We start from the raw sequence: 25331 nt of genomic DNA on the forward strand, positions 1-25331 counted from the left end.
ATTTGAATAAAGTTTGTGAGCGTTTTGATAAAGTTTGTGAATTTAATAAAGTTTGTGAATTCTATAGCTGATAACGATCATTCAAGTTATCGATCGGTTTTTTCTGTATTTTGATCAGGGTGGGCTCTTAGGGCTCACTTTTGATCAGGTTTATGGAAAGTGGTGGAACTACAGTGTTCTGGTTTTTCGATTGATTTAGGGTTTACACTCAATTTTATTCAGCAAATTGTTGAATAGTGCCTCTGCTTCGTGAATGGACGAATTCAATCAATGATCACCAGAGATCAAGTGAAGTCTGCAATCACAGCTTTGAGATAACTTTATCGAACTCTCTACTAGAATGGCGTCATCACTCCAGCCATGAACAATTTCTATCATCGTTTTCGATTGATACACCTGCTTTCGGTAACCAGGGATATACAGGCCTGAAGCGAGTAGAAGCAGCCCTTTGATTGAAATCTGCTGGAATGCCACAAGGGGTACATAACCGCCCATGCTGGTTCCTACAAGAAGTAACTCATCCTTTTGGCTTTTTAAGATACCCTTGAGGTGTTCGGCCCATTGGTCTGGGTCGCTTGTACCCTTTTAGTCCAAAGGTGGGGGGTATAGTCGTTGAAAGCTGTAGGGGCTCAATAAAATACTGCAAGGCATTTTGTGTTGTGATACAATGTTACATGTAAATAATGTAAGGATTTTTTGTCATGAGTCATGTAGTGCGAATTCCCCATGAAATCTATTCTCGCCTTGAAAAGCATGCGCAGGGCTTCGATACACCTGCAAATGTAATTGAGAGGTTGCTCAACCATTATGAGGGGCTACCAGATAATTCAGCCAAAAAAGGTAAAGAGCCACTAAAAAGCGGGCGAGATACAACAAAATACAATTTCAACAGCCACACCTATGGTAAAGGCAGGCTGGTACTGGCTGTGATAAAGCAATATGTCTTGGATAACCCAGAAATTACAGAAATTGAGCTTCTTTCGGCGTTCCCCAAAAGCTTACAGGGCTCAATTGGAGTATTTAATGAACTTCAGGTTGTGGTAGATAAATATGAAAATAAAAACCATAAGAGGCATTTCATAAAAGATGGCGAGATTATTGAGTTATCCGACACCACAATTGCAGTAAGTACTGAATGGGGTGAAGGCAATATCAGTAACTTCATTGATCAGGCAGAAAAATATGGGTATTCCATTAGACCAGAAAACATTTAAGCTGGGATTCATTCCGCCCCCTCTGATTTATTTAGCGTATATGGTGCATCGGCATAAGAAATGTTCTTTTCCGCGGAGGATAGAAGGATCTGTTTTAGGATCAAAAGTACACGGCAAGTGGGAAAGGCTTAGAAGAAAATGACTGACTTACCTCAGAACAAAATGCCAGAAGCAGAGGTAAGTCTTCGCCTTGCTTTTGGGTTGTTTGAGCGCGACCTTGTTGTATCCACGGTGGAGGTTGCTATTGATGGGGCACAAATTCGCACCGGTACCACAGTTCACTTTCCAATTGAGAGTTTCATGCGGGATATGGGGTGGAGTCTTGTAAAGCAAGATAAAGAATGGCGAGGGATGTATCGGCATAAGGATTACAGCTACGACCTGTTGGTGCATTCATCCCCTGGCAGAGGAGATGTGGTTGCTGATCTAAAAAATGGTCGAACTTTAAGGGCTGAGTCCAAAAAAGGGTCGTTAGTTCGGTCAAAGTCTTCGCAGGAATATACTCTTGTTCGAGAAGCGCTTGGGCAGCTCCTTACAGTTAAAGAAGCATCCAGTTCAGATGTGCTAGCCGTAGCCGTTCCGTCATCTGAAAAATTTGAAAGCCTCGCCGCTCAGTGGCGGCCCAGGCCACTAATGATTCGGGCCGGAGTTCATATAGCTACTGTTAATCGGTTAAATCAAATTAAGGGTTTGGAGGACGTTGGCATATAAAATGCAGGAGAGAATTCACTCTCGCTCAATGTTCCCGTTGATTTGCCCTCCTCCCAAAAAATATAAACCACTGATTGCTTAGCAAATCCCTTACGGCTACTTGCTTGATGCAAAAAACTCTTTGGGGTTACCTGAATTATTTAGAATGCCTTCGTGTTGACTATGCTGTGGCAGGATTTCTGAGACTCAGGTGTGCCTGTATTTAATGCGATAGGGGCAGATATTTCTGGTTATGTTTTTCCTTTGAAAGTTATAATGATCTCCTGTAGATAATTATAATGTTACAAAATAGTTTGTATTCGCAGTCAGGTTAAAGATGATCAAATGTCATTTGTCCCAGTTGATGGGGGTAAGGAAACTCAAGATTTCCGATGTTGCTCGAGGGACTGGTATTAATCGGGGGACTATTACAAGGCTCTATCAGGAGACATCTGTAAGGGTGGAATTCGAGGTGCTTGAGAAGCTATGTAAGTATCTTGATGTTGAAATTGGGGAGCTATTAGAAGTTTGGGATGAAGAACATGGGGCGTGAGATATCTGCGGTCGATCTTTTCTGTGGGGCTGGTGGCCTTACACACGGCCTAATTAAGTCAAAAATCAACGTGGTTGCAGGCTTTGATATAGAAAAGTCTTGTAAATTTGCCTACGAGAAGAATAACAAGGGCGCTAAATTCCTTCATCAAGACGTATCTACGTTGACTGCGGAAGAGCTTAAAGGGCTATACCCTAAGGGGCATATCAAACTCTTGGCTGGGTGCGCGCCCTGCCAGCCGTTCTCTACGTACTCCCAGGGCCGAGATGTCCGAAATGATAAAAAGTGGCCGCTGCTTTATGAGTTTGCGCGCTTAATCAGGCAGGTGAAGCCTGAATTGGTCACCATGGAGAATGTTCCAGATGTTATCAAGCATGAGGTCTATCATGACTTTGTACTTGAGTTGGAAGGCATGGGTTACCACGTTTGGGCTGATGCTGTTTACTGTCCGGATTATGGCATTCCCCAGAGCCGCACTCGCCACGTACTGCTTGCCTCAAAATTAGGTCCAGTTGAGATCGTTAAGCCTACGCACAAGCAAAGTGCATATAAAACTGTAGCCGACACTATTTTCTCACTGCCTGCTATCGCAGCGGGAGAGTCAGATCCCTTGGATCCTTTGCACAAATCTTCAGCATTAAGCCCTCTAAACCTCCAGCGGATCAGGGCCTCAGAGCCAGGCGGTTCATGGTGGTCGTGGCCTGAAGAGCTTAGAGCAGCATGCCATAGGAAGTCCTCAGGCCGTTCATATAGCGGTGTTTATGCTCGGATGTCCTGGGATCAGCCCAGTCCAACTATGACCACTCAGTGCTATGGCTATGGAAATGGTCGTTTTGGCCATCCAGAGCAAGACAGGGCGATTTCGTTACGTGAGGCCGCACTTTTCCAGACATTCCCTCGGAAATACCAATTTGTACCTAAAGGCTCCAAGGTTGAGATGACGCCCATCGGTAAGATGATTGGTAATGCGGTTCCAGTTCGCTTGGGGACCATTATCGGCAGGAGTCTGCTAAGGCAAGTAATCTGATCAAAGGCTTTGGGTAAATTTATTTAATAGCACGATACAGAATGGAGTAATTGGATGGGTGCTGTAGTAGCTATACCAGAACCGGGGCAGTTGGTAGAAGTTCGGCGCAGGCAATGGCTTGTTTCTGATATACAAGGGATGAGTGATGTTGCGGGCACTCAAAAGCAGCATTACGTCAAGCTTTCCTCCATTGATGAGGATGGCTTGGGTGAAGAACTTGAGGTGGTTTGGGAAATAGAGCCTGGCGCTCATGTCATTGAGCGAAAGGGACTTCCATCTATTACCGGTTATGACGACTCGGAGCGCCTTGAAGCATTCCTAGATGCTGTTCGCTGGGGCGCTGCGACCAATGCTGATAGAGGCTTTCTGCAAGCACCATTCAGGAGTGGCGTCAGTATTGAAGACTTTCAGCTTGATCCTTTGGTAAGGGCGATTGATCTGGCTCGTGCCAACCTCTTGATTGCCGACGATGTTGGTTTGGGTAAGACCATTGAGGCTGGGTTGGTCATCCAGGAGTTGTTATTGCGCCACAGGGCTCGCAGCGTCATGGTCGTTTGCCCAGCCTCTCTGCAGGAGAAATGGCGAATTGAGATGCTCGAAAAGTTCGGGCTAGAGTTTAAGGTCGTCGACACCGAATACGTTAAAAAGCTGCGCCGTGATCGAGGCATTCATGCCAACCCTTGGACATCCTTCCCGCGCCTTATTTGTTCGATGGACTGGATGAAGGGGGGCGAAGCAATGCGACTCTTGCGCGATATCCTTCCAGTACAACCTACATTCCCCCGTAAGTTTGACATTCTGGTCGTTGACGAAGCACACAACATCGCCCCCTCTGGCTCTGGAAAGTACGCTGTAGAGAGTCAGCGCACTAAATTGATTCGCACCCTCTCTCCTCACTTCCAGCACCGGTTGTTTCTGACCGCTACCCCCCACAATGGCTACACCGAGTCGTTTACTTCGCTTCTTGAGTTGTTGGATGATCAGCGTTTTGCACGAAACGTTCTGCCTGAAGAGGCTCAGCTGGCGCAGGTCATGGTTCGTCGATTGAAGACTGATCTGGTCGATAACGAAGGTAATCCGCTTTATCCCAAGCGCAGTCTTCAGGCGCTTGGTATTGATTACACAGAGGGCGAGCGAGAGATTCACCGGTTGCTGGAGGCTTATGGTGAGTCAAGGCTAAATTCGGCACAGGGTGGGCAAGCGCAGTTTGGCACCAAATTCATCAATAACTTGCTTAAAAAGCGGTTATTCTCATCACCTGCGGCTTTTGCTTCGACGTTAGAAAAGCACGTCAATAGTATTCATGCAGCCCCGCAGCAGCAAAAGAAAGATGCCATTGGCGAACGAATCCTTCGTAAGGTGATCGCCAAGTCACAAGAAGATTATGCTGACGATCAAAGCTATGAGTCTGCACAAACAGAGGCCGTAGAAGAGGCTAGTCGTCGTGTTCCCCCGTTAACCGAAGCGCAGCGCGAGCTCTTGGTACCTATGCGGGAGTGGGCGCAGGCAACAATGAATCAGCTTGACAGTAAGGCACAGGCGTTACTTGATTGGTTGGAGTCTCACCTTAAAGACGGTGCTCAATGGAACAACAAGCGCGTCATTCTCTTTACTGAATACAGAACGACCCTGGATTGGCTTCACAAGATACTGGCGGGTCACGGCTATGGTGGGGAGCGCCTCTCTATATTGCATGGTGGTGTGGATCATCAGGACAGAGAGATCATCAAAGCATCGTTTCAGACGCACCCCGACCAATCCGATGTTCGAATCTTGCTGGCAACAGATGCGGCTTCAGAAGGTATCGACTTACAGAATTACTGTAACTATCTGATTCATCTTGAGATCCCATATAACCCCAATGTCATGGAGCAGCGTAACGGTCGTATTGATCGTCACGGCCAAAGAGAGAAAGAGGTTTTTATTTGGCATCCAGTAGATGCCGATACCTCCAAGGGAGCCATCGGTGGTCATGCCGAGGATATTCTGCGAGCCCTCCGGAAGATTGATTCCATGCGGCAAGATCTGGGGAGTGTAAATGCCCTGATTGAACCACAGATCTCTCAAGTACTAGAGGGCTCAAGAAAAGACCTTGAGACGGCTGCCGCAGAGAGAAAGATGGCATCGGCCAAGCGCTATATGCGTGCTGATGCGCGGTTAAAAGAGCGTATCGAGAAACTGCACAGCCGCCTGATCGAAACACAAGACGATTTCCATCTCACCCCTGATCGTATCCAGACCGCTGTCGATACCGGCTTACGCTTGGCAGATAAACCCGCACTGAAGGCTATAGACCTTCCTGGGGCTCCTTCTGGAACTGTATTCGAGATGCCGTCACTTGCCGGTTCCTGGGCACGCTGTGCTGAAGGGTTGGAGCACCCACATACCCATCAAATACGCCCCATTACGTTCGATCATCAGGTTGCCAAGGGCCGTGATGACGTTGTGCTGGTTCACATGAACCATCGTTTAGTACAAATGTGTCTGCGTTTGTTGCGAGCTGAGGTCTGGGCACAAGGCGACGTTAAAAAGCTTCATCGGGTAGCCGTAAAGACATTACCGGATGAGCAATTAGAAGTGCCAGCTGTGGTGGTTCTTTCTCGACTGGTGATTACCGGTGGAAACCATCATCGGCTACACGAAGAGTTGATTGAGTCGGGTGGATATTTGGCTGACAACAACTTTAAGCGGGAAAGCCGTGTAGGTGAGGTTCGCCGTTGGTTGGATGAGTCATCCCCTTGTGAGGTTAGCGAGGCAACCTCTGCCGCATTGCAAACTCGATTTGATAGATATGTGAGTTCCATTCAGGCTGCGGTGTCCAGCAGAGCCAGTGATCGTCTTAAAACTTTGGCGAATACCTTGCGTATTCAGCAGGAAAAAGAAAATAAGGACATCAATGATGTGCTTGATGAATTAGAACGAACGATAAGGAAGGAATTGACGGACGAGAAGCAGCCCGAACAGCTGGGATTCACGTTTGAAGAGCTAACCGAGGTGGAGCGTACACAGCTGAAACGGGATACACAGGCGCTAGAAGCTAGGTTGGCTCGTATACCCCAAGAACGAGAGAGCGAAGTCGAAACCATTGCCAAGCGCTTTGCTGAACCATCAGAGCACACCTTTCCTGTCGCCGTAGTCCTGTTGGTACCAGAGTCACTCGTCGAAAGCGTGAAGCAGGAGCAGTAGTCATGTTTGAGAAAAAATCCCACGGCGAATGGTTGTCATTAATTGAGGTTTCGGGCCCTTTTCTGGCAGAGCCCGTTCTAGAAACACATTTCCCTCAGGGGTTGGATGAGCTTGAGCCTTACAAAAAGAAGTTATTGCGTCAGGCCTACGATGAGTGGCGGGAAGCGCAAGATATCGACGACCCTCAATTTCCTGAGTTGCATCAAGCGTGGATTGAGCTGGTACTCAAACAGGGCTTGGAGCTGGATGAAAATGATGATGGAGATGTGCTGAAACCGGCCAGCCAACTGACAGCTGATGTTAAGATCAAGGTGCCAGAGCACGGTGTCAGTATTGAACCGGACTATGCGGTGGTGACCGCCGAGGATAAATTGCCAAGTCTTCTGATTCAGACTTTTTCAGCTGGTACCGACCTTGAGGCAGTAAGCAAGAAAGATGCTTGGGCTGCCAGCCCGGTGGATCGGATGGTCTGGCTATGCCGGAATTCAAAAGTACGTTTGGGTTTGCTGACTAACGGTGAGCGCTGGATGCTCATTGATGCGCCAGAAGGTGGAATCACCACCTATGCCAGTTGGTATTCGCGCTTGTGGGGCCAAGAGCCTATAACTCTCCAAGCTTTCCTCAATTTACTGGGTATCCGCAGGTTTTTTCTGGATTCAAGCCAGCAGCTGCCTGCGCTGCTGGACGAATCGCTCAAGCACCAGGATGAAGTCACCGATGCCTTAGGAGAGCAGGTAAGGCGTGCTGTCGAGGTCCTTGTGCAAGCCTTAGACAAAGCAGATCAAGATCGAGGTCGTGAGCTGCTGCGCGAAGTTGAGCCAGAGGAGCTTTACGAGGCCAGTTTGACGGTAATGATGCGCTTAGTGTTCCTGTTGAGTGCTGAAGAGCGTGATTTACTCCTGCTGGGGGATGAACGATACGAGTCCTATTACGCCGTTTCTACCCTGCGTATGCAGCTAAGTGAACAGGCAGACCTTCATTCTGAAGAGATATTGGCTCAACGTCGCGATGCCTGGTCTCGACTTCTTGCCATTTTTCGGGCCGTCTATGGTGGTGTGGAGCACGAAAAGCTACGTATGCCTGCATTGGGCGGTTCATTGTTCGACCCGGATCGCTTCCCTTTTCTGGAAGGGCGTGCCAAAGGAACAAATTGGCGACAAGACCAAGCTCAACCCCTGCCAATCGACAACCGCACAGTTATGTTACTGTTGGAGGCTATCCAGCTCTTCAAGGGAAGGACCTTGTCGTATAGGGCACTTGATGTAGAGCAGATTGGATATGTCTACGAAGGCCTGTTAGAGCGAACGGTGGTGCGGGCTAGCGATGTCACACTGGAATTAAAAGCAGGTAAGAAAGTAAAACAGCCATGGGTAACCTGGGGTGAGCTGGAAGATGCTCGCTTAAGTGGTGACAAGGCTGTCGAAAAGCTGCTTGCCGAGCGGACTGGCAGTAAAGCAATCAAATCTCGCTTTCAAAAAGCAATCACTGATGCGGATCAAAACAAGCTACTGACGGCCTGCCATGGCGACCAAGAGTTGCGCGATCGATTGGCACCTTATTTCAACTTCCTGCGCATTGATCCATGGGGCTATCCGCTGATTTACCCGAAAGGAGCCTTTATGGTTGCAACGGGTAGTGACCGCCGTGAAACGGGTACTCACTACACGCCCAAGTCGTTGACCGAATCTATCGTCAAGGAAACACTGGAGCCGGTTGTCTATGTTGGTCCAGCCGAAGGCCATGAGCGGCAAGATTGGCAGTTAAAATCCCCTTCAGAGCTATTGGATCTTAAGGTCTGCGATCTCGCCATGGGTTCGGGAGCCTTCTTGGTGCAGGTCTGTCGCTGGTTGGCGGAACGCTTGCTGGAGGCCTGGGCCCTGGCTGAGGCCCAAGGCAAGTCGATCACAGCCGACGGTGTGGTTGTTGAACAGATTAGTTCGCACGAACCTCTTACTACTGATGCCGAAGAACGCTCCGTTACAGCGCGCCGCTTAATCAGCGAGCGCTGTCTCTATGGTGTTGATGTCAATCCGCTGGCCGTTGAGCTGGCAAAACTTTCCATTTGGTTGGTGACACTAGCCAAAGGTCGTCCCTTTGGATTCCTGGACCATAATCTGCGCGATGGCGATAGTATACTGGGGATCACTAACCTGGATCAGCTGCACTATCTTGACATGAATGTGGGTAAAGGCAGCGAGAAAAAGCTGTTTGCGCAAAAAATCGATAAAGCGCTGAAGGAAGCTATTGAGCTGCGGATGGAGCTGCGCCAGCGTCCGATATTAGACATTCGCGATGTCGAAGTGATGGCGCATCTGGATCAACAAGCCAGAGAGAAGTTGGATTTGACAGAATTGGTTGCAGATGTCTTGGTGGGAGAAACGTTAAATGCCGGAAACAAGAAGGTCGACGTCACCATGATCTCCATTGAAGCTGGGCAGGCGTTCGAGGGAGATGACGAAGCTAGGAGAAAATTGGAAGAGAAAGTAAATGTATTGATGAAGCAGGATTTGCCCAAAGGAAAACCTCAGAGAAAGGCTTTTCATTGGTCACTAGAGTTTCCTGAAGTATTTACTCGCGTTAACTCGGGTTTTGATGCCCTTGTTGGAAACCCTCCTTTTCTTGGTAATAAGAGCTGGAAATCCACCTTTGGCCCAAAAATGCAACAGCAAGCCAAAATGGTTCTGAATAGCAAGCCGGGTAAAATTGATTTGTCACTGGTATTTCATCGACGCTCTTTAGAGCTAATTAGGGAAAACGGTGGTTATGGTTTGCTCGCAACAGCTGGTATCACACGAGGTGATGCGATTCCAGTCGGATTGGGTTATATATCAAAATATGGCGTGATCTATTCTGCTGAGAAAATGGTAAATTGGCCTGGGGATGCCGGCGTACATGCATCGAAGGTAGTTATGCGAAAGGGAGAGTACAATTCGCCAAGAATAGTAGATGGGGTAGTTTGTGAAAGAATATCTCCACGGCTTACTGCTGAGTACGGAGAGGAATGGGAGCCACAAAAACTAACTGCTGGATTTTGGGGATTTGAGGGTATTCATAATGGCAAAGGCCAGTCATTCTTACTTGAAGAGAAAGATGGTTGGTTTGGCAAGCTCTTGAGTGAAAAGGACAGTTTATTAAGGCCATATTTTTCAGGAGAAGATATAACTGGCCATGCATTGATTAAGAAAAAAAGATATGCACTTGACATTCTGGATATGAATCTCAAAGAAATAGAGGCGAAGTGGCCTGTCGCTTATGATTTTTTAAATGTTGTAGTGAAGTCAAATAGAAATGAAGTTGAATTGGAAAGCTATAAGGGGCTAATTGATCGATGGTGGCAGTTTTGGAATCATAGAGCTTCGCAGTACAAGCGCTTGCGAATTCATGATAAATGTATTGTTTTTTCGAAAAATACTAAATATCCATTAGGAATTCTTGCCCCTTCAAGTTGGATTTACACCAACAAAGTTGTTTTGATGTCAATTGATCGGCCTGACACGCTATCCATATGTTTAAGTAACTTTTTTCAGAAGTGGATTGAAAAATATGGCGGTGGTATACGATCAACTTTAACCATATCGCTTTCTAAGTCAGTGGAAACATTCCCTTTACCAGATAGGTTTGTTGAAAAAGAGGCGGTTGAAGCAGCAAGTTCCTGGGAGAGACTAGCCATCGAATGGTGCAATAATAATGATAAGGGTATAACCGACTTAATGAATAGTTATCATTCCCCTGATATTCAGGGCGACTTGATTGAAAAGCTACGCTCATTAACAAAAGTGATTGATCAAGGTGTCTTGCAAGCATACGGTTGGAATGAATTTGAGCTGACTTATGACATTACTGAAATTCCCGGAATGGCCGAAAATGAGAAATATAGATATGGCTGGCCGGACGATATCTCTAACCAGCTGCTAGGGAGGCTATTAGTCCTCAACAAGTCACAAGCGCTAAGGCAAGCAGAAGACAATAAACCAGGTGCTGGCAACAAGGTGAAAACTAAGGTTTATGAACTACCTAAACCGAATCGGTGTGAAGTTCTTCAGGTCGCAGAACCCAGCCCACAGATGAATATTTTTGGGCAGGAGGACGAGTGAATACGCTTTCTGCCGATCGCCCCAGTTCAGACCCTAAGGAAGACCTTTTCGGCCACGCGCCTTTCGCAAGTAGCCTCGCTGATAGCGTTTGCCGCTATTCCGGCAAGGAGGGTCTGGTGCTGGCGCTTTATGGCCCCTGGGGTTCCGGGAAATCCACAGTCCTTAGCTATGTTCGTCATTATTTGGAGCAGCGTCCGACAGAAGAACAGCCTGTTGTCGTAATGTTTAATCCATGGTGGTTCTCGGGTCAGGAGAACCTGGCTCAAGCATTCCTTGGACAGCTGCAGGCGGTGCTTCCTGCCAAGAGCGACAAGTTTAAGAAACTAGGTGGCCTTCTTGGGGATTTTGCAGAGAGTGTTGGTGGCCTGATTGATCTTTCTGGTATGACCGGTGGGGCTGGCGGTAAAGTCGGAAAGTTGATCGGAATGCTCGGCAAAAAAAAGCCGAAAGACGTGCCCGCGCTTAAATCAGAGATTTGCAAGATACTCGACGAGGCAGGGAAGCGGATTTTGATCGTAGTCGATGACATTGATCGTCTTACCCCGGAAGAAACCCGCCAACTGTTTACGGTAATAAAAGCACTGGCTGATTTTCCAAATGTTATCTATCTGCTTGCCTTCGATAGAGAAGTAGCGTCGGAAGCTATCAAACACCAAAGTGGGTTACCTGGAGAGCGTTATCTAGAAAAGATTATCCAGGTTCCCTTCGAGTTGCCACCAGTCGATCGTGTGGCTTTGCATGCTGCTCTATTCAGACGACTGGATGAAATTCTGGCCGACACACCAGATGGTCTTTTCGATCAATCTTATTGGGTTAATGTGTTTTACGACGGTATTGATTCCTTGATCCAGGTTCCACGCGATATCGTTCGGTTTTCCAATACCTTGGCAGTCACATACCCAGCAGTGAAGGGAGAAGTCAATCCAGTAGATTTTATTGCGTTGGAAGCTCTGCGAGTATTTATTCCCAGCCTATACAGTGTGCTACGTGCCAATCCAGATAGATTTGCCGGCCATAGTAGCGATAACCGTTCTCAAGCGGAGCTCCAATCAGAAGAAGATTATCATAATAGTTGGGTAAGTGAGATTCCGGAAAAGCAGAGGCCCATTGCCCAAGGGCTCATGGAGCGTCTATTCCCGAAAGTTGGAAGCATGGGTTACGGTCCAGATTGGCTCAGGGAGTGGCGTAAGGACCTTAGAGTGTGTCATCCAGATCTGTTCCCGGTCTACTTTCGATTGTCACTGCCCTCTGGATCGGTGAGCCGGCATGAAATGGTCGAATTCATGAAGTCTGTGGAGGAGCCAGATGTCTTCAAAGCTCACCTTATAAAGGCAAAAGAACAGCGAAGAGCCGATGGAGTTTCCAAAGCAAGGGAGCTTCTTGAGCGTTTGATGGATTATGTAGAAGCGGATATTCCACAAGACCATATACCTGCTTTTGTCGAAGCGATGTTGGATGTTGGCGACAAGTTGATAAATCCCGCCGATGACAGAGGAATGTTTGATTTCGGCAATATCTCTCGTGTCTCCCGACTCGTCTATCACCTATTGAAGCGGTTGGAGCCAGAAGAGCGGTTCGAGACTTTGAGTGCTGCCGTTGTTAACGGAGAAGCGGTAGCTTGTCAGCGTTACATTATTACGGCTCTTGATAAAGAGAATTCAAAGGAAGAGAAATTAACTGAGCCAGCCTTGCTGGAGTTGGATGCTGTAGAGTCTCTTAAGGTGGCATGGGTTGATGGGATTCGAAGGGCTTCAGAGCAATCTGACTTATTACACCATACAGAGTTACCGAGTATTCTTGCTGCATGGCGTCAATGGTCCGGTGATGCAGCGGTGCGCAAATGGTGCAATCAAGCCATTGAAGCTGATGAGGGGCTTTTAAGACTGTTATCCGGATTTTTGCAGCATACAAAATCCCAAACTTACGGAGATTATGCAGTTCGTCGTCAGCCACGCCTGAACCCTGATTGGCTCGCACACTATATTGATACCGAATCTTGCGCTGAGCGACTCTATAAAATTCAAGATGACGAAACCATGCCTGAATGGGCTGCAGATGCCGTTACACAATTCTTGATAGAGTTTGAAATGATCAGGGCGGGAACCAATCCGGATGGTGCTGGTGTCTTCGATGATTGATGGTAGATGAAAATGACAGATAACAGCAGTTCAAAGCCAGCCAATGCATGGCTAGCTATAGAAACGGACCGGAAGAGCGATTTGCCATTTGATCGCTTTTCTCTTTTTTTACCTGGAGAGCGAACCAAGTATCAAGCTATCCATGAAGACGATTGGATATTGCTTCTAAATCCAAATACCGAAGCAATTGCCGTAGGCCGGGTCTATCGTATTCGCTCGACTCTGGATTGTACGATTCTCTATTTCGATAAACATTTGGCATTTGATACCCCTATTTCTCTTTCTAGTACATCAATCTCAGCACCTAGTAATCGTATCTCACGTGTAGAGTGGCCAGATTTCCTGGCGTGTTTGCCGAAACTATCTGGAAAGACCATTGCGGATGTCCCGCGTATTGATGATCGGGCCTACATCCGTGATCTGCTACAGCTGGCAGTGACGGATGACCTGTTGGGGCCTGCTAACGGCCCGAATGAAGAGATTTTGGACATGAGTGTTCGTGATCGATACCTGGTGGGCAAGCTCGCTCCGAGAGACAGTAAGAAAGAGGGTGGCATTGAAGGGCTGGATGGCCCGATGGCCAATGAAGAGGCTGATGAACCTGAAGAAGCTCCCCAAGCGCTGGACACTAAAGCTCCGAGCCGTCTGAGTCATGAGCCAGGTGCAGAATTCAATTCTACGACGGGTAAGGTCGAAGCAGAAGCCGACAGCGCTGATGAAATTGATGCGGCCAGCAATCAGTCGTTAATCCCATCAAGTATGGGTATTACCTTCTGTGTAAGCGGTGATGTCGAATCCATTGAGGTTGAGGGCTTGTGGGGGCGTTATGAACGCTTTTATGATCACGCGCATCCACCCAAGATTATCAATAAGAAGGTTAGAGACGCCGAAGGCAATGTGGTGGGCGTTGAGCCCCAGGAGGTCAAGCCTAAGGTATGGAAACGAATTCCTTGTGGGGGGCGTATTTCTCTGCCGATACAGGAAGGCAAAGTATCTCATCAGGCTCCTGATAAGGAGCATCCTGAGGTTCGTATCCAAGGTACTATCCGCGGCAAAAATGCCAATGGCGATCGATTGATCACATTGTTCTTGGTAAATGCCCAGGAAGAGCCTGAAGAAAACAAAGACACTGCCTGGCTTTTTCAGCCAGAGATTCGTGTTAGGGCGTCGGATGATGCGCCTAACAAATCGATTTTTCGACGCAGACCTCTAACGCTGGCTGACTCAGACGATCACGAACGTAAAGCGTTGGAAATGATCTACCGTAAGAAGGTGGAGTTTGCCGTGGGTCACGGTGTTGCTATTCATGCAGTGACAGATACTAGCAATGTTGACCATGCGGTTGAGGTTCGCACAACCATAATGCCGCAGCATGAAGTGCCCGTAACTGAGACACCGGGTAAGAATGCAAAAGATCGTCCTGCTATGCGAGAGATGATTGATAAGGGCTTTCTCGATATGCAGACCCTGGCGGAGATGGAGCGTGATGAGCTGGTATCAGCTTTGATGACTTTGACGAATGATTATCACTCATGGATCAAAGAGCAAGTTGGGCGCATAGGTGGTGATGTTGTTGGTTATGACGGCGAAGCCAAAGAGGCGCTGGATAAGTGTAATGATATACACCAGCGCCTGGTAGAAGGTGTTCAAGTATTAGCTGAAGACGATAATGCGCTAGCGGCGTTTCGAAACGCTAATTTGGCAATGGCAAGCCAACGCATTCAGAGTATGTTCGCGCTTTCTCAGCGCAGAAAAGAAAGTAAGCCCTTAACTAAGTTCCAGAAAAGGGAAAACCGCTCTTGGCGCCCCTTCCAGCTGGCGTTTATGTTGCTGTCGATTCCGTCATTGGCGGATCCAACCCACAATGACCGTACTCAGCCAATAGAAGCTTATGCTGATTTGCTCTGGTTCCCTACCGGTGGTGGCAAGACCGAAGCTTATTTGGGAGTAGCAGCTTTTACCATGTTCATTCGTCGGCTTCAGGGTGATCTGGGTGGTTACGATAGTAGCCGAGGGTTGTCCGTAGTCATGCGTTACACATTACGCCTACTTACGTTGCAGCAGTTCCAACGAGCTACGGCTTTGATTTGTGCTATGGAAGTCCTGCGCCGTGAGGCTCTGGCCAATGGCGATGATTCACTGGGTAAAGAACCTTTCACCATAGGTCTATGGGTAGGTAATAAGGTAACTCCTGGAACGACAGAGGATAGCCATAGAGCTATTCAAGATATCCGTAATCCAGACAAATGGGATGCTGGCTCGACTTCCCCCGCACAATTAACCAGCTGCCCTTGGTGTGGCAGTGAGGTTGCACCGGGACGGGATATTGATGTGAATAAACCCGCTGGTAGAACCATCATCTATTGTGGCGACAAGAAAAGCCATTGTGATTTCTCGCGTGGTAAATCTTCAACCTTGTCTCATCCTGGTATTCCTGTACTGGTAGTGGATGAAGAAATTTACCGCCGCCCACCTGCCATGATGATTGCAACGGTTGATAAGTTTGCGATGATGGCCTGGCGAGGGCAGGTTCGAACTTTATTTGGGCGTGTCGATAAGGAGTGCCCTCGTCACGGGTTGTTGTGGCCAGATGCTGAATGTGAGGGGAATCATCGAGCGGGAAGAGGCTTGCCTGCGACAAGGGTAAAGCCTGTCTCAATGATCAGGCCTCCTGATTTGATAATTCAGGATGAATTCCACCTCATTAGTGGGCCATTGGGAACCATGGTGGGGTTGTATGAGACGGCGGTTGATGAACTGTCGTCTTGGTGTTTGGATGGCAAAGCAGTCAGGCCCAAGGTCATTGCCTCAACCGCTACTGTCCGTAAAGCTGCTGAGCAGGTTAACGGGGTCTTCATGCGTAAGGTCTCGGTTTTTCCTCCCCATGGTTTGGACGTCGAGGATAACTTCTTTTCGGTACAACGTCCGATAGAGGAAAAACCTGGTAGACGCTACCTGGGTGTTTGTTCACCGGGAAGCTCACGGCCTGCCATGTTGATTCGTGTGTACACCGCTTTCTTGACTGCGTCTCAGGGACTTTTCGAGCGCTTTGGTAGCGCCGCAGATCCTTATTTAACCACAGTCGGCTACTTCAATTCTTTAAGAGAGTTAGGAGGCATGAAGCGGCTTGCGGAAGACGATGTACAGACCCGTTCCTACAGAGTACAGATGAGTTTGGTTGACCGACCAGGACTGGCTCAGCGAAGTGTACAGAACATCAAAGAACTGACTTCGCGTATTTCAAATCGCGATATTCCTAAGAACCTTGATCAGTTGGAAGTCCAATTTAAGGCAAGGTTTGATGCAGGTGAAGGTAAGTACGTGACAGATTGGCAAGAAGGTGATGTTCGTGCCATTGATGTGGTATTGGCAACAAATATGCTGTCAGTGGGTGTTGATGTGAATCGGTTGGGCCTTATGGCAGTTAATGGGCAACCTAAAGGGACTGCAGAGTATATTCAGGCTACCAGCCGGGTGGGGCGACAATTTCCAGGCCTGGTGTGTACGGTTTTGACTTGGGCGCGCCCCAGGGATTTATCTCATTACGAAACCTTCGAGCATTATCACGCGACTTTTTATAAACATGTAGAAGCTCAATCAGTTACCCCTTTCTCTCCCCGTGCGATGGATAGAGGCTTGACGGGGACCATGTTAAGCGCCATGAGGCTAAATAATGAAGCGCTAAATCCTAACTCAGGAGCTGCGTCAATGGATAAATCAAACGGTCCCGAGGCTGAGAGTGCCGTAGAAATGATGGCCAAGCGGGCCTGGAGTGTGACTGATCGATCGGATATTGAGTCCTTAGCCAGAGTGGAAATGAAAGCTCGTGTAGATGAGTGGGTAAAGCAAGCTGATAAGCCCGGTAGAACCCTAGGTTATGAAAAACGAGGACCAAAGAAAGACACGATGGTAGCGCTAATCAAATCACCAGGTATTCAGGCATGGGATGACTTTACCGTTCCTATGTCAATGCGTGAGGTAGAGCCTGGCGTTAGATTGATCATGAATACTAGAAAATTACCAGACGCCCCAGATTGGAAGCCGAAGCCAGTCGATACAGATGAAGGAGGGGCGAGCGATGAATAATGAAAAGTCTCCTGTAGGTGAGGTACGGCCAAGTCAGTTGCTCTGGTCCTATGGCCCTGGATCTTTGATTGACCTACCTAGCCTTTCGGTAGTGACCTTGGGCATTGATCAATGGGAAAAGGACCGTTGCCCGCCTTTGGAAGAAGCTAGGCTCTTAGCTGCGGTGAGAAAAGTATTAGGACCTCAGGTGGAAACGCTGCGTATGCCGCCGTTTCAAAAGAACGAGCAGGTGGATGTTTGGTCGGCGGAAGCCAATATTGGTGTTCCGGTAAGGCCATTTCCTCGATGGTTGCGCTGTGTGAAATGTGGACTTTTGTCTGAGTACGATATTGGATTGTTTGATATTAAGGAGAACCGTTACCGCCCTGAACAGACTAGGTTCGTACATAAGGGGTGTACCGGTTCTAAGGGCGATCAGCCGGCTAAAGACGCTGATGCTGTGCCTGCTCGTTTTCTTTTGGCTTGTAGAAATGGGCATCTAGATGATTTTCCCTGGCACTACTTTGTCCATAACGGTCCTTCAACTTGCAAAGGCACGCTGCGATTCTTTGAAAGCGGTGCATCATTGCAGACTGAGAATCTTTGGGTGAAATGTGATCAATGTGGGGCGTCCAGAAATATGGCCCACGCTTTTGGCCGATTAGGTAAAGAGAATTTGCCAGGTTGCCGTGGTAGGCATCCCCATTTAGATACCTTTGATACTGGATGTAAAGAAGAGGCCCGTGCTGTTTTGCTGGGAGCTACAAATGCATGGTTTCCTGTAACGCTATCGGCATTGGCTATCCCTTTGTCACGAGATCCCATCGCGCACTTAGTTCAAGATGGCTGGGACTATTTTCAGGAATTGGGCTCCGAATTAGAAGTGTCTATTACGGTAAAGACTCTGGAAAAGACAGGCGCGTTACCGGGAATCGGTAAATATCAACCAAAAGAAATATGGGAAGTTATTGAGGCAATTAAGTCAGGCCGTAAAGATGAATCTGTATCAGAGGCCGATATAAAAGGCCCAGAGTGGGATGTATTAACAGATCCCAATCCGCCGAGAGATTGGCCACATTTTTTAAGTCGAACTGTAGATTCCCCTAAAGGCTTTGAAAAGGTGATATCAAAGGTACTCTTACTTGAGAGATTGCGCGAAGTGAACGCACTGATCGGATTTACTCGTGTGGAAGCACAAGAGGGCGCGGCTGGACAGGTAGGCGGGCCCGAAATGGCAAGTCTCAGCCGAGGTGTACCAGACTGGGTGCCTGCCAGTCAGGTTCATGGGGAAGGTATCTTTATCCGGTTTGATGAAGAGGAGTTATCCAAATGGGAGAATCTCAAACCAGTTAAAGAGATTGAAGAAAAATTACTTCAGGGCCACAGAGGCTGGCGAAATTCGAGGAAGCTAGACCCTGACGAGGATTTCCCTGGGGTTCGATATACGATGCTTCATACCCTGGCGCATTTGTTGATTCGGGAGCTGGCTTTGGAGTGTGGTTACAATGCTGCAAGTATTCGGGAGCGTATTTACGCCGACACTGAGCATGGTGATCCCCAGGCGGGCATTCTGATATATACAGCCGCAGCTGATTCAGATGGCACTTTGGGTGGCCTTGTTGATCTTGGTAAACCGGAAAACTTTGGTCGATTATTAGAGCAGGCTCTGAATAGAGCTAAGATTTGTTCGTCAGATCCTTTGTGCTCTGAACATCACCCCGGAAAAGACAAATCACTACATGCTGCTGCCTGCCATGCTTGTAGTTTTGTAGCTGAGACCTCCTGCGAACGGGGTAATCGGTACCTAGACCGTACTCTGCTAGTGCCGACTCTGGAGCGTATCGACGCGGCATTCTTTGGCGAGATATGAGATGAGTCAATTGAAGCAGGCCGTGTTTGCTTTATCGGCACAGGTTTCTCCCGAAAAGCTTGAAATTGTGATTGGAAAGATCTTGGAGTTGGATCAAAGGCTTTCTGGTAAGGCCCCGACTAGCTGGTTTAGCACGCCTGTTGCTAGAAGTCTGTTTGATGAGGTAGTCAGGCAGTGGCAGTTGACCGATGTTTCACCACAGCAACTTGCCGGAATGATCCAAGGTGCAAGCTATGCTTATGACCAAGCTAAAAAGGAAGTGAAGACCGAGCTAATCTGGACGGGGCCCACGACGCCAATTGTCTCCACACGCCGTACCGAACAGGCATTGCTTGAGGTTATTGATTCCGCTAGCTCAAGCCTGTTTATGACCAGTTTCGTAGCTTACAAAGTTCCTTCTATCGTCGCTGGAATCAAGAGTGCCATTTCGCGGGGCGTAGAGGTCTCTATGCTTTTAGAGTCGTCAGACCAGCATGGTGGTAACATTTCTGTTGATGCAATTGGTAATTTGAGAGAGCTCCTGCCTGGGATTACTCTATATCACTGGGCTGATAAGAGCGGTGACTTCGAGGGTGCCAAGGTTCATGCCAAGGTGGCGGTTTCTGATCAAGCCAAGTGTTTCATCTCCAGTGCCAACCTTACGGGTCATGCGATGGAGAAGAATATGGAGGCCGGGGTGGTTATCCAGGGCGGGGATGTTCCAAGTACCTTATATAAACACCTGGAGGCTCTGGTAACTACAAGAGTGATTTGCCGCATTTAGGTATGTGTGTTGACAGATCTTGGATAGAGACTGGAATATTCAATTATTGGCCTGAGGTATATTTTATAGGGGTAACTGAAAATCATCGATCCTCCCCAGTTGACTGGATCAAGCGGAGACTGAAGAGCGTAGTATGTTTATGTGGCGGTTACTCGGGCTAGAAAGGCGGCTTATGTGTTGTCTTATGGTGAGCCGAGTAATTTTTTAAATATTTCTAATAGTGGGTGAAAGCGTGCTGCCATTTCCTTTATATCATGGGACATCAACCTTATTCTTAAGAAGCATAATTGAGAGTGGGCTCGCTGGAGTAAACCCTGTTAAAGATCAGGGTATTCTACCTTTTGCAAAAGAGTTGTTGCCGATCGTTAAGAAAACTTTAGGCGAAGAAGAATCTTTTATGGTGAAGGTAGATGGCTATGAACGAATTGTAAATCAGGTAAAAACAGAAGGTGGTTTTAATTTTCAACATGGCGATACGTATGTTTCTCCATCTATAGCAACCGCATCTAGATATGCTTGCAATTCACGCTTTGGATCTGAAATATTCTCTTATTCTATTGAATTTCTGGAAGAACTTGTTCGAAGAAATATTCCGGGTGTAACAGATGATTTATATACGAGATATAGAGATATTTTTTCTATGCTTTATATTTATCCTGCCCCAATTCTGATTAGAGTTAATAAAATTAGTGAGTCAAATTTGCTTGATGAGCATGGGAATTGCCCAAAAAACCAAATCTTGGATCTTAAAAAATACAAAGAAATGAAAGATATCCCACTAAATGTTATTGGCCAACAGATGAACTTCCGTATAAAGAATTCAATCAAAGCTGATGATCTGGATGTATTTTTGCTTTGTGTGACTAAATATAATCAGATTGATCCAGATTTTAATGCGTACCCTATAGATAAGAACAATATAAATCTTTATGAATCACATGTTTGAAAATAACTAATAGAATTAATTGTTATTGATGTTTTTGTTATTCGAATAAAAATTGATAATCAGTGATCTGCTAAGATGCGTTCCCAATGCCTTGAAGTCCTGATTGTTCCAAAGTGCTCAATGGGATAGCCGCCAGTTTTTCAGTATATGCCTCGGCAATTTTTCGGGCTTCCTTTTGTATATAGGCTGCCAGGGGCTGGGGCTGAAGCACGGTAACGGAGCTGCCAAGTGATAAAAGCCTTCGCCTTAATCCCAGGCTTTCATCGGTCTGTGCCACGACAATGTGTTTATTCTGGGGGCGACTGGTCACAGTTTGATGCTCGCCAATCGGATACAACAACATTTCTTGCAGGGCGCCGGGGCCAACTTCCAGCTCTACCGTGATATTGCTGCGGTAGGTGTCTCCAGCCTTGGCGCGGCATAAGGCGTCCAGATCGTAGGTCAACCAAGTTCTGTTGGCGTTGTTGATAGAGATTATCATGCAATTTTTTTGATGGTTGTTGCTTGAAGTGTAAGCACAATATATGGTGTATTTATGTTTGTTGTTGCACTCTATATGGTATTTTCTGTGTTTTCACAATCTTTATTAAAATTACACCCCTGGATTTAGAAGTGGCATGGTGCTTTTTTCACAAACTTTATTAAATATTACCCCTTATGGAATGCGGGCTTCAGAGGGGGCGATTCACAAACTTTATTCAAAACTGACATGTCAGATTTGAGGAACGTGTGTGAATAGCGAAAGAAGGCGGGCCAAATGGCCCGCCTTCTGCGTTTTTGAAACAATATTCCTATGGAGATGGCTTTAGATTGATGAATATTTTGGGGCTGTTGTTACACTCACTGTCAGGCAACCGTAAAGATATATGGTCTGTTAGGGTAAGTGGTAATTGGCGAGTAACCTTTCGGTTCAATGGTCGCGACCCTGAAATTGTTAATTATGAGGATTATCACTAATGAGTATGCATAACCCCGCTCACCCAGGTGAGATTCTTAAAGAGCTGGTAATTGAGCCCCTTGAGCTGACAATTACAGATGTCGCAGAGCATCTGGGTGTTAGCCGAAAAACCTTGTCTAAAGTCCTCAATGGCAGGGGTGCGATTACTCCTGAAATGGCTATGCGCTTAGAGTTGGCATTTAAAAAGCCTTCAGCTGATCACTGGCTCAGATTGCAAAATGCATTTGATTTGTGGGCTGTTCGAGAACAGCAGTAGGAATTGCATGTTGAGCCATATCAGCTGAATTACGTTTAAAGGCCAGAATTACTTTTTAAATTTCTGAGTGGCTGTAATTGGCGCTTCTGAGAAACCGGCTTCTTGTCGGAGCATGCCACTACAGCATTTCATTATCGGGCAATTAATCGCCCCGGGCAGCAAGTGTCTGGACAGAAATCTAATGCTCTAAGATTGAACCAATTGGTACAAAGTGCACTCCTTTATTTCGCTCAAAGAAGCTCGAAAGAAACAGCTTATCCTCAACCGGAATCACCACGGATAAATCCCGCACTTTCTCTCCGGAGTGGTGGCTGTAGGCAATAATCTCACTGGCATTTCTCGACATCACCATAAAACCCGTGCCACTGCTGGAGCCTGCCAGCCACTTGGATGGAATCCGTAGCAGCAGCGGTTTGATCCATGGGTTGGCGTGCATCCAGGTCATCAATGGCGATCGATCCTTGATAAATCCCACCCACACCCGACCTTCGCTGTCGCGATCCATGCCGTCAGGGAGGCCGGGCAGGTTATCCCAGAGAGTGTCGTATTGCCCGGCGCGGTTGCCGCTCAGATGAGCGCGGCTGATCAGGAAGTTGACCGTTTCCGTAATCAGCAGACTTTGTTCACGACCTTGCGGGTCGTATTCGATTAAAACACCGTCGGCAAAAATGGCATTTTCTACGACCAGTCCTACGGTTTGAGCCTTGGTGTCATAGCGCCAGATTCTGCCATTGCGCGCCAGAGTAATGGCTTCTGGCAGGGCACCCAAACCCGATGATGCCTTGGGGTGACTGAAGGGCTCTGACATATACACGTGCCTGCCATCACTGGAGATATCCAGATCGTTGCAGAATTGCATGGGGCGACTGTTGTGGTTATCGAGCGCGGTAAGCACGGTCTCGTTTAACGGTGCTGGATAGACTTTGGCCGTATTGGGCTCATCAGAGTTTGGCAGTTCCAGCCCGTCTTCTCTTAATTCGCCGGTTATGGGTACGCGCGTTACAACAGGCTCAAACTTAGCTTTTGATATATCCAGTAAATACAACCCCGGGCCGTGTGGGTAGTGGTTGTAGTCCAGTCGCGCCATGCAAAAATAAGCCAGATGGGTACTGCCCGGAACCATTTTGGCGCCGGTGGGGGAGACCGGGGAATAGACCAGCTTTCTGGCTTTGCCTGAGGCTGTATCGACTTCCCAAATCCATTCATCCCGGGCGCTCACCAGCAGTTTGTTGGTTCCGGGAATATGGAGCACTTCATCGTGTCCGGGGACGTCTTCGGCAATGGTCACCATCTCAGCCGCGATAACATCACCAATGTCGGCCTTCAACAGTTCCTCAGGTATGGGGCCGATGGTTCGTTGCTCACCAATTTGGTGGTAAGAGGCGGGTCTGGATATGAACCAAACGGCGCAAGTCAGTATGACTAGGCCCAATAACGTCTTCCTGATCATGGCTTTCCTTGTAACGATTTATTAATTATTCGCAGCAGTTTAGCAGGAATTTGGGCTTTAATTAGACGAGCGGTCTAATTAAATGTAGTATGACCCCATGACTACTTCAGCACCGACAACCAAGCGACGTCGCGGCCGGCCTCCGGCGGGCTCTTCGTCGCCAGCAGAAACCCGGCAGGCCATCATCCAGACAGGGGTGGTGATTCTGACGGAGCAAGGTTTTGCGGCGACGGGTATCGACAAGGTGCTGAAACAGGCTCGAGTGCCCAAGGGGTCGTTTTACCATTACTTTGCCAGCAAAGAGGCGTTCATACTGGAGGTGGTGGATGCCTACGGTGTCTATTTTGCTCGCAAGCTTGATAGGCATTTCAGTAACACCGATCTTTCGCCTCTGATGCGACTGGCTGCCTTTGTGGACGATGCCATTGCCGGTATGAAGCGACACGCTTATGAGCGGGGCTGCCTGATTGGCAATCTGGGACAGGAGGTGTCCATTATCAGCCCGGCGTTGCGCGAGCGGGTTGAGCACGTATTGCAGGATTGGGAAGCGCGTCTGGCCGACTGTCTTGAACAGGCTGTTGTGGCCGGTGAACTGGCTGCCGGGTGTGACTGTCGGGCAGAGGCAAGCTACTTCTGGACCGGCTGGGAAGGCGCTGTCATGCGTGCCAGATTACAGAGAGACACGGCATTGATGGCATTGTTTGGTCAGCGGTTTATTCAGCATCTGCCGACTGGCAGCAATTGAGCCGCTGAGGATTTTTTTGCACCGATCATGGGATCGGTTTTATTTTCAATAAAAATAGACGATCGGTCTATTAAAGCGGGAGAGTGCGATGTTTAACGCGATTATGATCAACAAAGACGATCAGGGTTATCAGTCATCAATGCAGCAGGTGGCTGATACCGATTTGCCGGAAGGCAATGTCACCGTGGCGGTTGAATACTCAACCTTGAATTACAAGGACGGTCTGGCGATCACCGGAAAGAGCCCTGTGGTAAGGCAATTTCCCATGGTGCCGGGCATCGACTTTGCCGGCAGGGTGGAAGACAGTAGCGATCCCCGTTACAAGGCCGGCGACAAGGTGATATTGAACGGCTGGGGCGTGGGTGAGACCCATTGGGGTGGCTTGGCCCAGCGTGCCCGAGTCAACGGTGATTGGTTGATACCCTTGCCAGAGTCGGTTTCCTGTCAGCAGGCCATGGGCATCGGTACCGCCGGTTATACCGCCATGTTATGTGTTCTGGCTCTGGCCGACAGCGGTGTGACCCCGGATAAAGGCGATATTCTGGTGACCGGTGCGGCCGGTGGCGTTGGCAGCGTGGCGATCAGCCTGTTGGCCAAACGCGGCTACCGCGTTGTTGCCTCGACTGGTCGGGTCAGTGATGCCGAATACCTATCTGGTCTGGGTGCGGCGGAGATTATTGATCGTAATGAGCTCAGCGAGCCGGGTCGTCCGCTGGGCAAAGAACGCTGGGCCGGGGCGGTCGATGCCGTGGGCAGTCACACTCTGGCCAATATCTGTGCGACCACCCAATACGGTGGCGTGGTCACGGCTTGCGGTCTGGCTCAGGGTATGGATCTTCCGGCGACTGTGATGCCGTTTATCTTGCGCGGTGTCACCTTGAAGGGCATCGACAGCGTCTACTGCCCGAGAGAGCAGCGACTGGCCGCGTGGTCGGCATTGGCTGAAGAGTTCGATATGAGCAAGCTTGATAGCGTGAACACCGTGATTGGTCTCGGTGATGCGATTGAGCAGGCCGGACTGCTGTTGGAAGGGAAAATTCGTGGCCGCGTTATTGTGGATGTAAACGCCTGAAGTGAGTGAACAGGCCTGAGGTCTTGGTCGCGGTCCGCAGGAGAAGCGGGCCGCGATAATGACCCTGCAAGCTATCAGGCTCTGAGTTTTAACTCGGTCAATGTTTGGCCTGATTCCTGTATTCTGTCGGCGTCATGCCCACTTTATTCCTGAACAGTCGTGAAAAGTATTGCGGGTACTCAAACCCCAGTGCGTAGGCGACGGTAGCCACAGAGTCATTGGAACCCAGCAGTAAGTTTTTTGCTCGGTCTATCTGATAGATGTGAATGTTCTCCAGTGCCGTATGGCCGGTTTCCAATTTCAG

Annotated in this window: 18 protein-coding genes; 15 read left to right on the top strand and 3 right to left on the bottom strand. The window is 48.2% G+C overall.

Annotated features, from left to right (window positions below; genetic code table 11):
• Positions 1-701: 701 nt before the first annotated feature.
• The 11 genes from ACPXV9_RS10570 to ACPXV9_RS10620 all read left to right on the top strand — a co-directional run bounded on the left by ACPXV9_RS10570 (position 702) and on the right by ACPXV9_RS10620 (position 20546).
• Positions 702-1214, top strand: coding sequence for a hypothetical protein (locus ACPXV9_RS10570; RefSeq protein ID WP_423896703.1), 513 nt, complete (start codon positions 702-704; stop codon positions 1212-1214).
• A gap of 138 nt (positions 1215-1352) precedes the next feature.
• Positions 1353-1925, top strand: a complete 573-nt coding sequence (locus ACPXV9_RS10575; RefSeq protein ID WP_423896705.1) for a hypothetical protein — start codon at positions 1353-1355, stop codon at positions 1923-1925.
• 316 nt (positions 1926-2241) lie between these two features.
• Entirely contained in the window at positions 2242-2457 is a 216-nt protein-coding gene (locus ACPXV9_RS10580; protein WP_423896706.1) for a helix-turn-helix domain-containing protein, read from the top strand.
• Positions 2447-3484, top strand: a complete 1038-nt coding sequence (locus ACPXV9_RS10585; RefSeq protein WP_423896709.1) for a DNA cytosine methyltransferase — start codon at positions 2447-2449, stop codon at positions 3482-3484. Before ACPXV9_RS10580 ends, ACPXV9_RS10585 begins: the two co-directional genes overlap by 11 nt.
• A 54-nt stretch (positions 3485-3538) precedes the next feature.
• Positions 3539-6670, top strand: coding sequence for a DISARM system SNF2-like helicase DrmD (gene drmD / locus ACPXV9_RS10590; protein WP_423896711.1), 3132 nt, complete (start codon positions 3539-3541; stop codon positions 6668-6670).
• A gap of 2 nt (positions 6671-6672) precedes the next feature.
• Positions 6673-10764 (top strand): Eco57I restriction-modification methylase domain-containing protein, encoded by a 4092-nt coding sequence (locus ACPXV9_RS10595; RefSeq protein WP_423896713.1) that lies wholly within the window; start codon positions 6673-6675, stop codon positions 10762-10764.
• Complete coding sequence (locus tag ACPXV9_RS10600) at positions 10761-12902, top strand: KAP family P-loop NTPase fold protein (protein WP_423896716.1); 2142 nt, start codon at positions 10761-10763, stop codon at positions 12900-12902. The genes ACPXV9_RS10595 and ACPXV9_RS10600 overlap by 4 nt, the downstream gene beginning before the upstream one ends.
• A 6-nt stretch (positions 12903-12908) precedes the next feature.
• Complete coding sequence (gene drmA, locus ACPXV9_RS10605; protein ID WP_423896719.1) at positions 12909-16988, top strand: DISARM system helicase DrmA; 4080 nt, start codon at positions 12909-12911, stop codon at positions 16986-16988.
• Entirely contained in the window at positions 16981-18837 is a 1857-nt protein-coding gene (gene drmB / locus ACPXV9_RS10610; protein ID WP_423896722.1) for a DrmB family protein, read from the top strand. Before drmA ends, drmB begins: the two co-directional genes overlap by 8 nt.
• Position 18838: 1 nt before the next feature.
• On the top strand, positions 18839-19600 hold the full coding sequence (gene drmC, locus ACPXV9_RS10615; protein WP_423896724.1) for a DISARM system phospholipase D-like protein DrmC: 762 nt from the start codon (positions 18839-18841) through the stop codon (positions 19598-19600).
• 232 nt (positions 19601-19832) lie between these two features.
• Positions 19833-20546, top strand: a complete 714-nt coding sequence (locus ACPXV9_RS10620) for a hypothetical protein (RefSeq protein WP_423896727.1) — start codon at positions 19833-19835, stop codon at positions 20544-20546.
• A gap of 70 nt (positions 20547-20616) precedes the next feature.
• Here ACPXV9_RS10620 and ACPXV9_RS10625 read toward each other — a convergent pair whose 3' ends face one another.
• Positions 20617-20991, bottom strand: coding sequence for a WYL domain-containing protein (locus ACPXV9_RS10625; protein ID WP_423896729.1), 375 nt, complete (start codon positions 20989-20991; stop codon positions 20617-20619).
• A gap of 368 nt (positions 20992-21359) precedes the next feature.
• On the opposite strand from ACPXV9_RS10625, the gene ACPXV9_RS10630 reads away from it, so the two are divergent.
• Both ACPXV9_RS10630 and ACPXV9_RS10635 read left to right on the top strand, forming a co-directional pair.
• Complete coding sequence (locus ACPXV9_RS10630; protein ID WP_423896730.1) at positions 21360-21503, top strand: type II toxin-antitoxin system RelE/ParE family toxin; 144 nt, start codon at positions 21360-21362, stop codon at positions 21501-21503.
• Positions 21503-21760, top strand: a complete 258-nt coding sequence (locus ACPXV9_RS10635) for a HigA family addiction module antitoxin (protein ID WP_423896733.1) — start codon at positions 21503-21505, stop codon at positions 21758-21760. The genes ACPXV9_RS10630 and ACPXV9_RS10635 overlap by 1 nt, the downstream gene beginning before the upstream one ends.
• 178 nt (positions 21761-21938) lie before the next feature.
• Here ACPXV9_RS10635 and ACPXV9_RS10640 read toward each other — a convergent pair whose 3' ends face one another.
• Complete coding sequence (locus ACPXV9_RS10640; protein ID WP_423896735.1) at positions 21939-23210, bottom strand: hypothetical protein; 1272 nt, start codon at positions 23208-23210, stop codon at positions 21939-21941.
• A 97-nt stretch (positions 23211-23307) separates the two neighbouring features.
• On the opposite strand from ACPXV9_RS10640, the gene ACPXV9_RS10645 reads away from it, so the two are divergent.
• Together ACPXV9_RS10645 and ACPXV9_RS10650 are read left to right on the top strand one after the other, a co-directional pair.
• Positions 23308-23955, top strand: coding sequence for a TetR family transcriptional regulator C-terminal domain-containing protein (locus ACPXV9_RS10645; protein ID WP_423896737.1), 648 nt, complete (start codon positions 23308-23310; stop codon positions 23953-23955).
• Positions 23956-24043: 88 nt separating this feature from the next.
• The gene (locus ACPXV9_RS10650; protein WP_423896738.1) at positions 24044-25027 is read left to right on the top strand and encodes an MDR family oxidoreductase; all 984 of its coding nucleotides are present in this window, start codon (positions 24044-24046) and stop codon (positions 25025-25027) included.
• 97 nt (positions 25028-25124) lie between these two features.
• On the opposite strand, the gene ACPXV9_RS10655 is transcribed toward ACPXV9_RS10650, so the two are convergent.
• On the bottom strand, positions 25125-25331 hold a 207-nt coding region (locus tag ACPXV9_RS10655; RefSeq protein ID WP_423896740.1), incomplete at its 5' end, for a helix-turn-helix domain-containing protein.

Source organism: Candidatus Pelagadaptatus aseana, assembly GCF_040362265.1.
GTDB lineage: Bacteria > Pseudomonadota > Gammaproteobacteria > Pseudomonadales > Cellvibrionaceae > Pelagadaptatus > Pelagadaptatus aseana.

What these genes read in the sequence shown, in the direction of transcription:
- ACPXV9_RS10570 (WP_423896703.1), top strand. Translation starts at nt 702, where the DNA reads ATGAGTCATGTAGTGCGAATTCCCCATGAAATCTATTCTCGCCTTGAA.
- ACPXV9_RS10575 (WP_423896705.1), top strand. Translation starts at nt 1,353, where the DNA reads ATGACTGACTTACCTCAGAACAAAATGCCAGAAGCAGAGGTAAGTCTT.
- ACPXV9_RS10580 (WP_423896706.1), top strand. Translation starts at nt 2,242, where the DNA reads ATGATCAAATGTCATTTGTCCCAGTTGATGGGGGTAAGGAAACTCAAG.
- ACPXV9_RS10585 (WP_423896709.1), top strand. Translation starts at nt 2,447, where the DNA reads ATGGGGCGTGAGATATCTGCGGTCGATCTTTTCTGTGGGGCTGGTGGC.
- drmD (WP_423896711.1), top strand. Translation starts at nt 3,539, where the DNA reads ATGGGTGCTGTAGTAGCTATACCAGAACCGGGGCAGTTGGTAGAAGTT.
- ACPXV9_RS10595 (WP_423896713.1), top strand. Translation starts at nt 6,673, where the DNA reads ATGTTTGAGAAAAAATCCCACGGCGAATGGTTGTCATTAATTGAGGTT.
- drmA (WP_423896719.1), top strand. Translation starts at nt 12,909, where the DNA reads ATGAAAATGACAGATAACAGCAGTTCAAAGCCAGCCAATGCATGGCTA.
- drmB (WP_423896722.1), top strand. Translation starts at nt 16,981, where the DNA reads ATGAATAATGAAAAGTCTCCTGTAGGTGAGGTACGGCCAAGTCAGTTG.
- drmC (WP_423896724.1), top strand. Translation starts at nt 18,839, where the DNA reads ATGAGTCAATTGAAGCAGGCCGTGTTTGCTTTATCGGCACAGGTTTCT.
- ACPXV9_RS10630 (WP_423896730.1), top strand. Translation starts at nt 21,360, where the DNA reads ATGAATATTTTGGGGCTGTTGTTACACTCACTGTCAGGCAACCGTAAA.
- ACPXV9_RS10635 (WP_423896733.1), top strand. Translation starts at nt 21,503, where the DNA reads ATGAGTATGCATAACCCCGCTCACCCAGGTGAGATTCTTAAAGAGCTG.
- ACPXV9_RS10640 (WP_423896735.1), bottom strand. Translation starts at nt 23,210, where the DNA reads ATGATCAGGAAGACGTTATTGGGCCTAGTCATACTGACTTGCGCCGTT.
- ACPXV9_RS10645 (WP_423896737.1), top strand. Translation starts at nt 23,308, where the DNA reads ATGACTACTTCAGCACCGACAACCAAGCGACGTCGCGGCCGGCCTCCG.
- ACPXV9_RS10650 (WP_423896738.1), top strand. Translation starts at nt 24,044, where the DNA reads ATGTTTAACGCGATTATGATCAACAAAGACGATCAGGGTTATCAGTCA.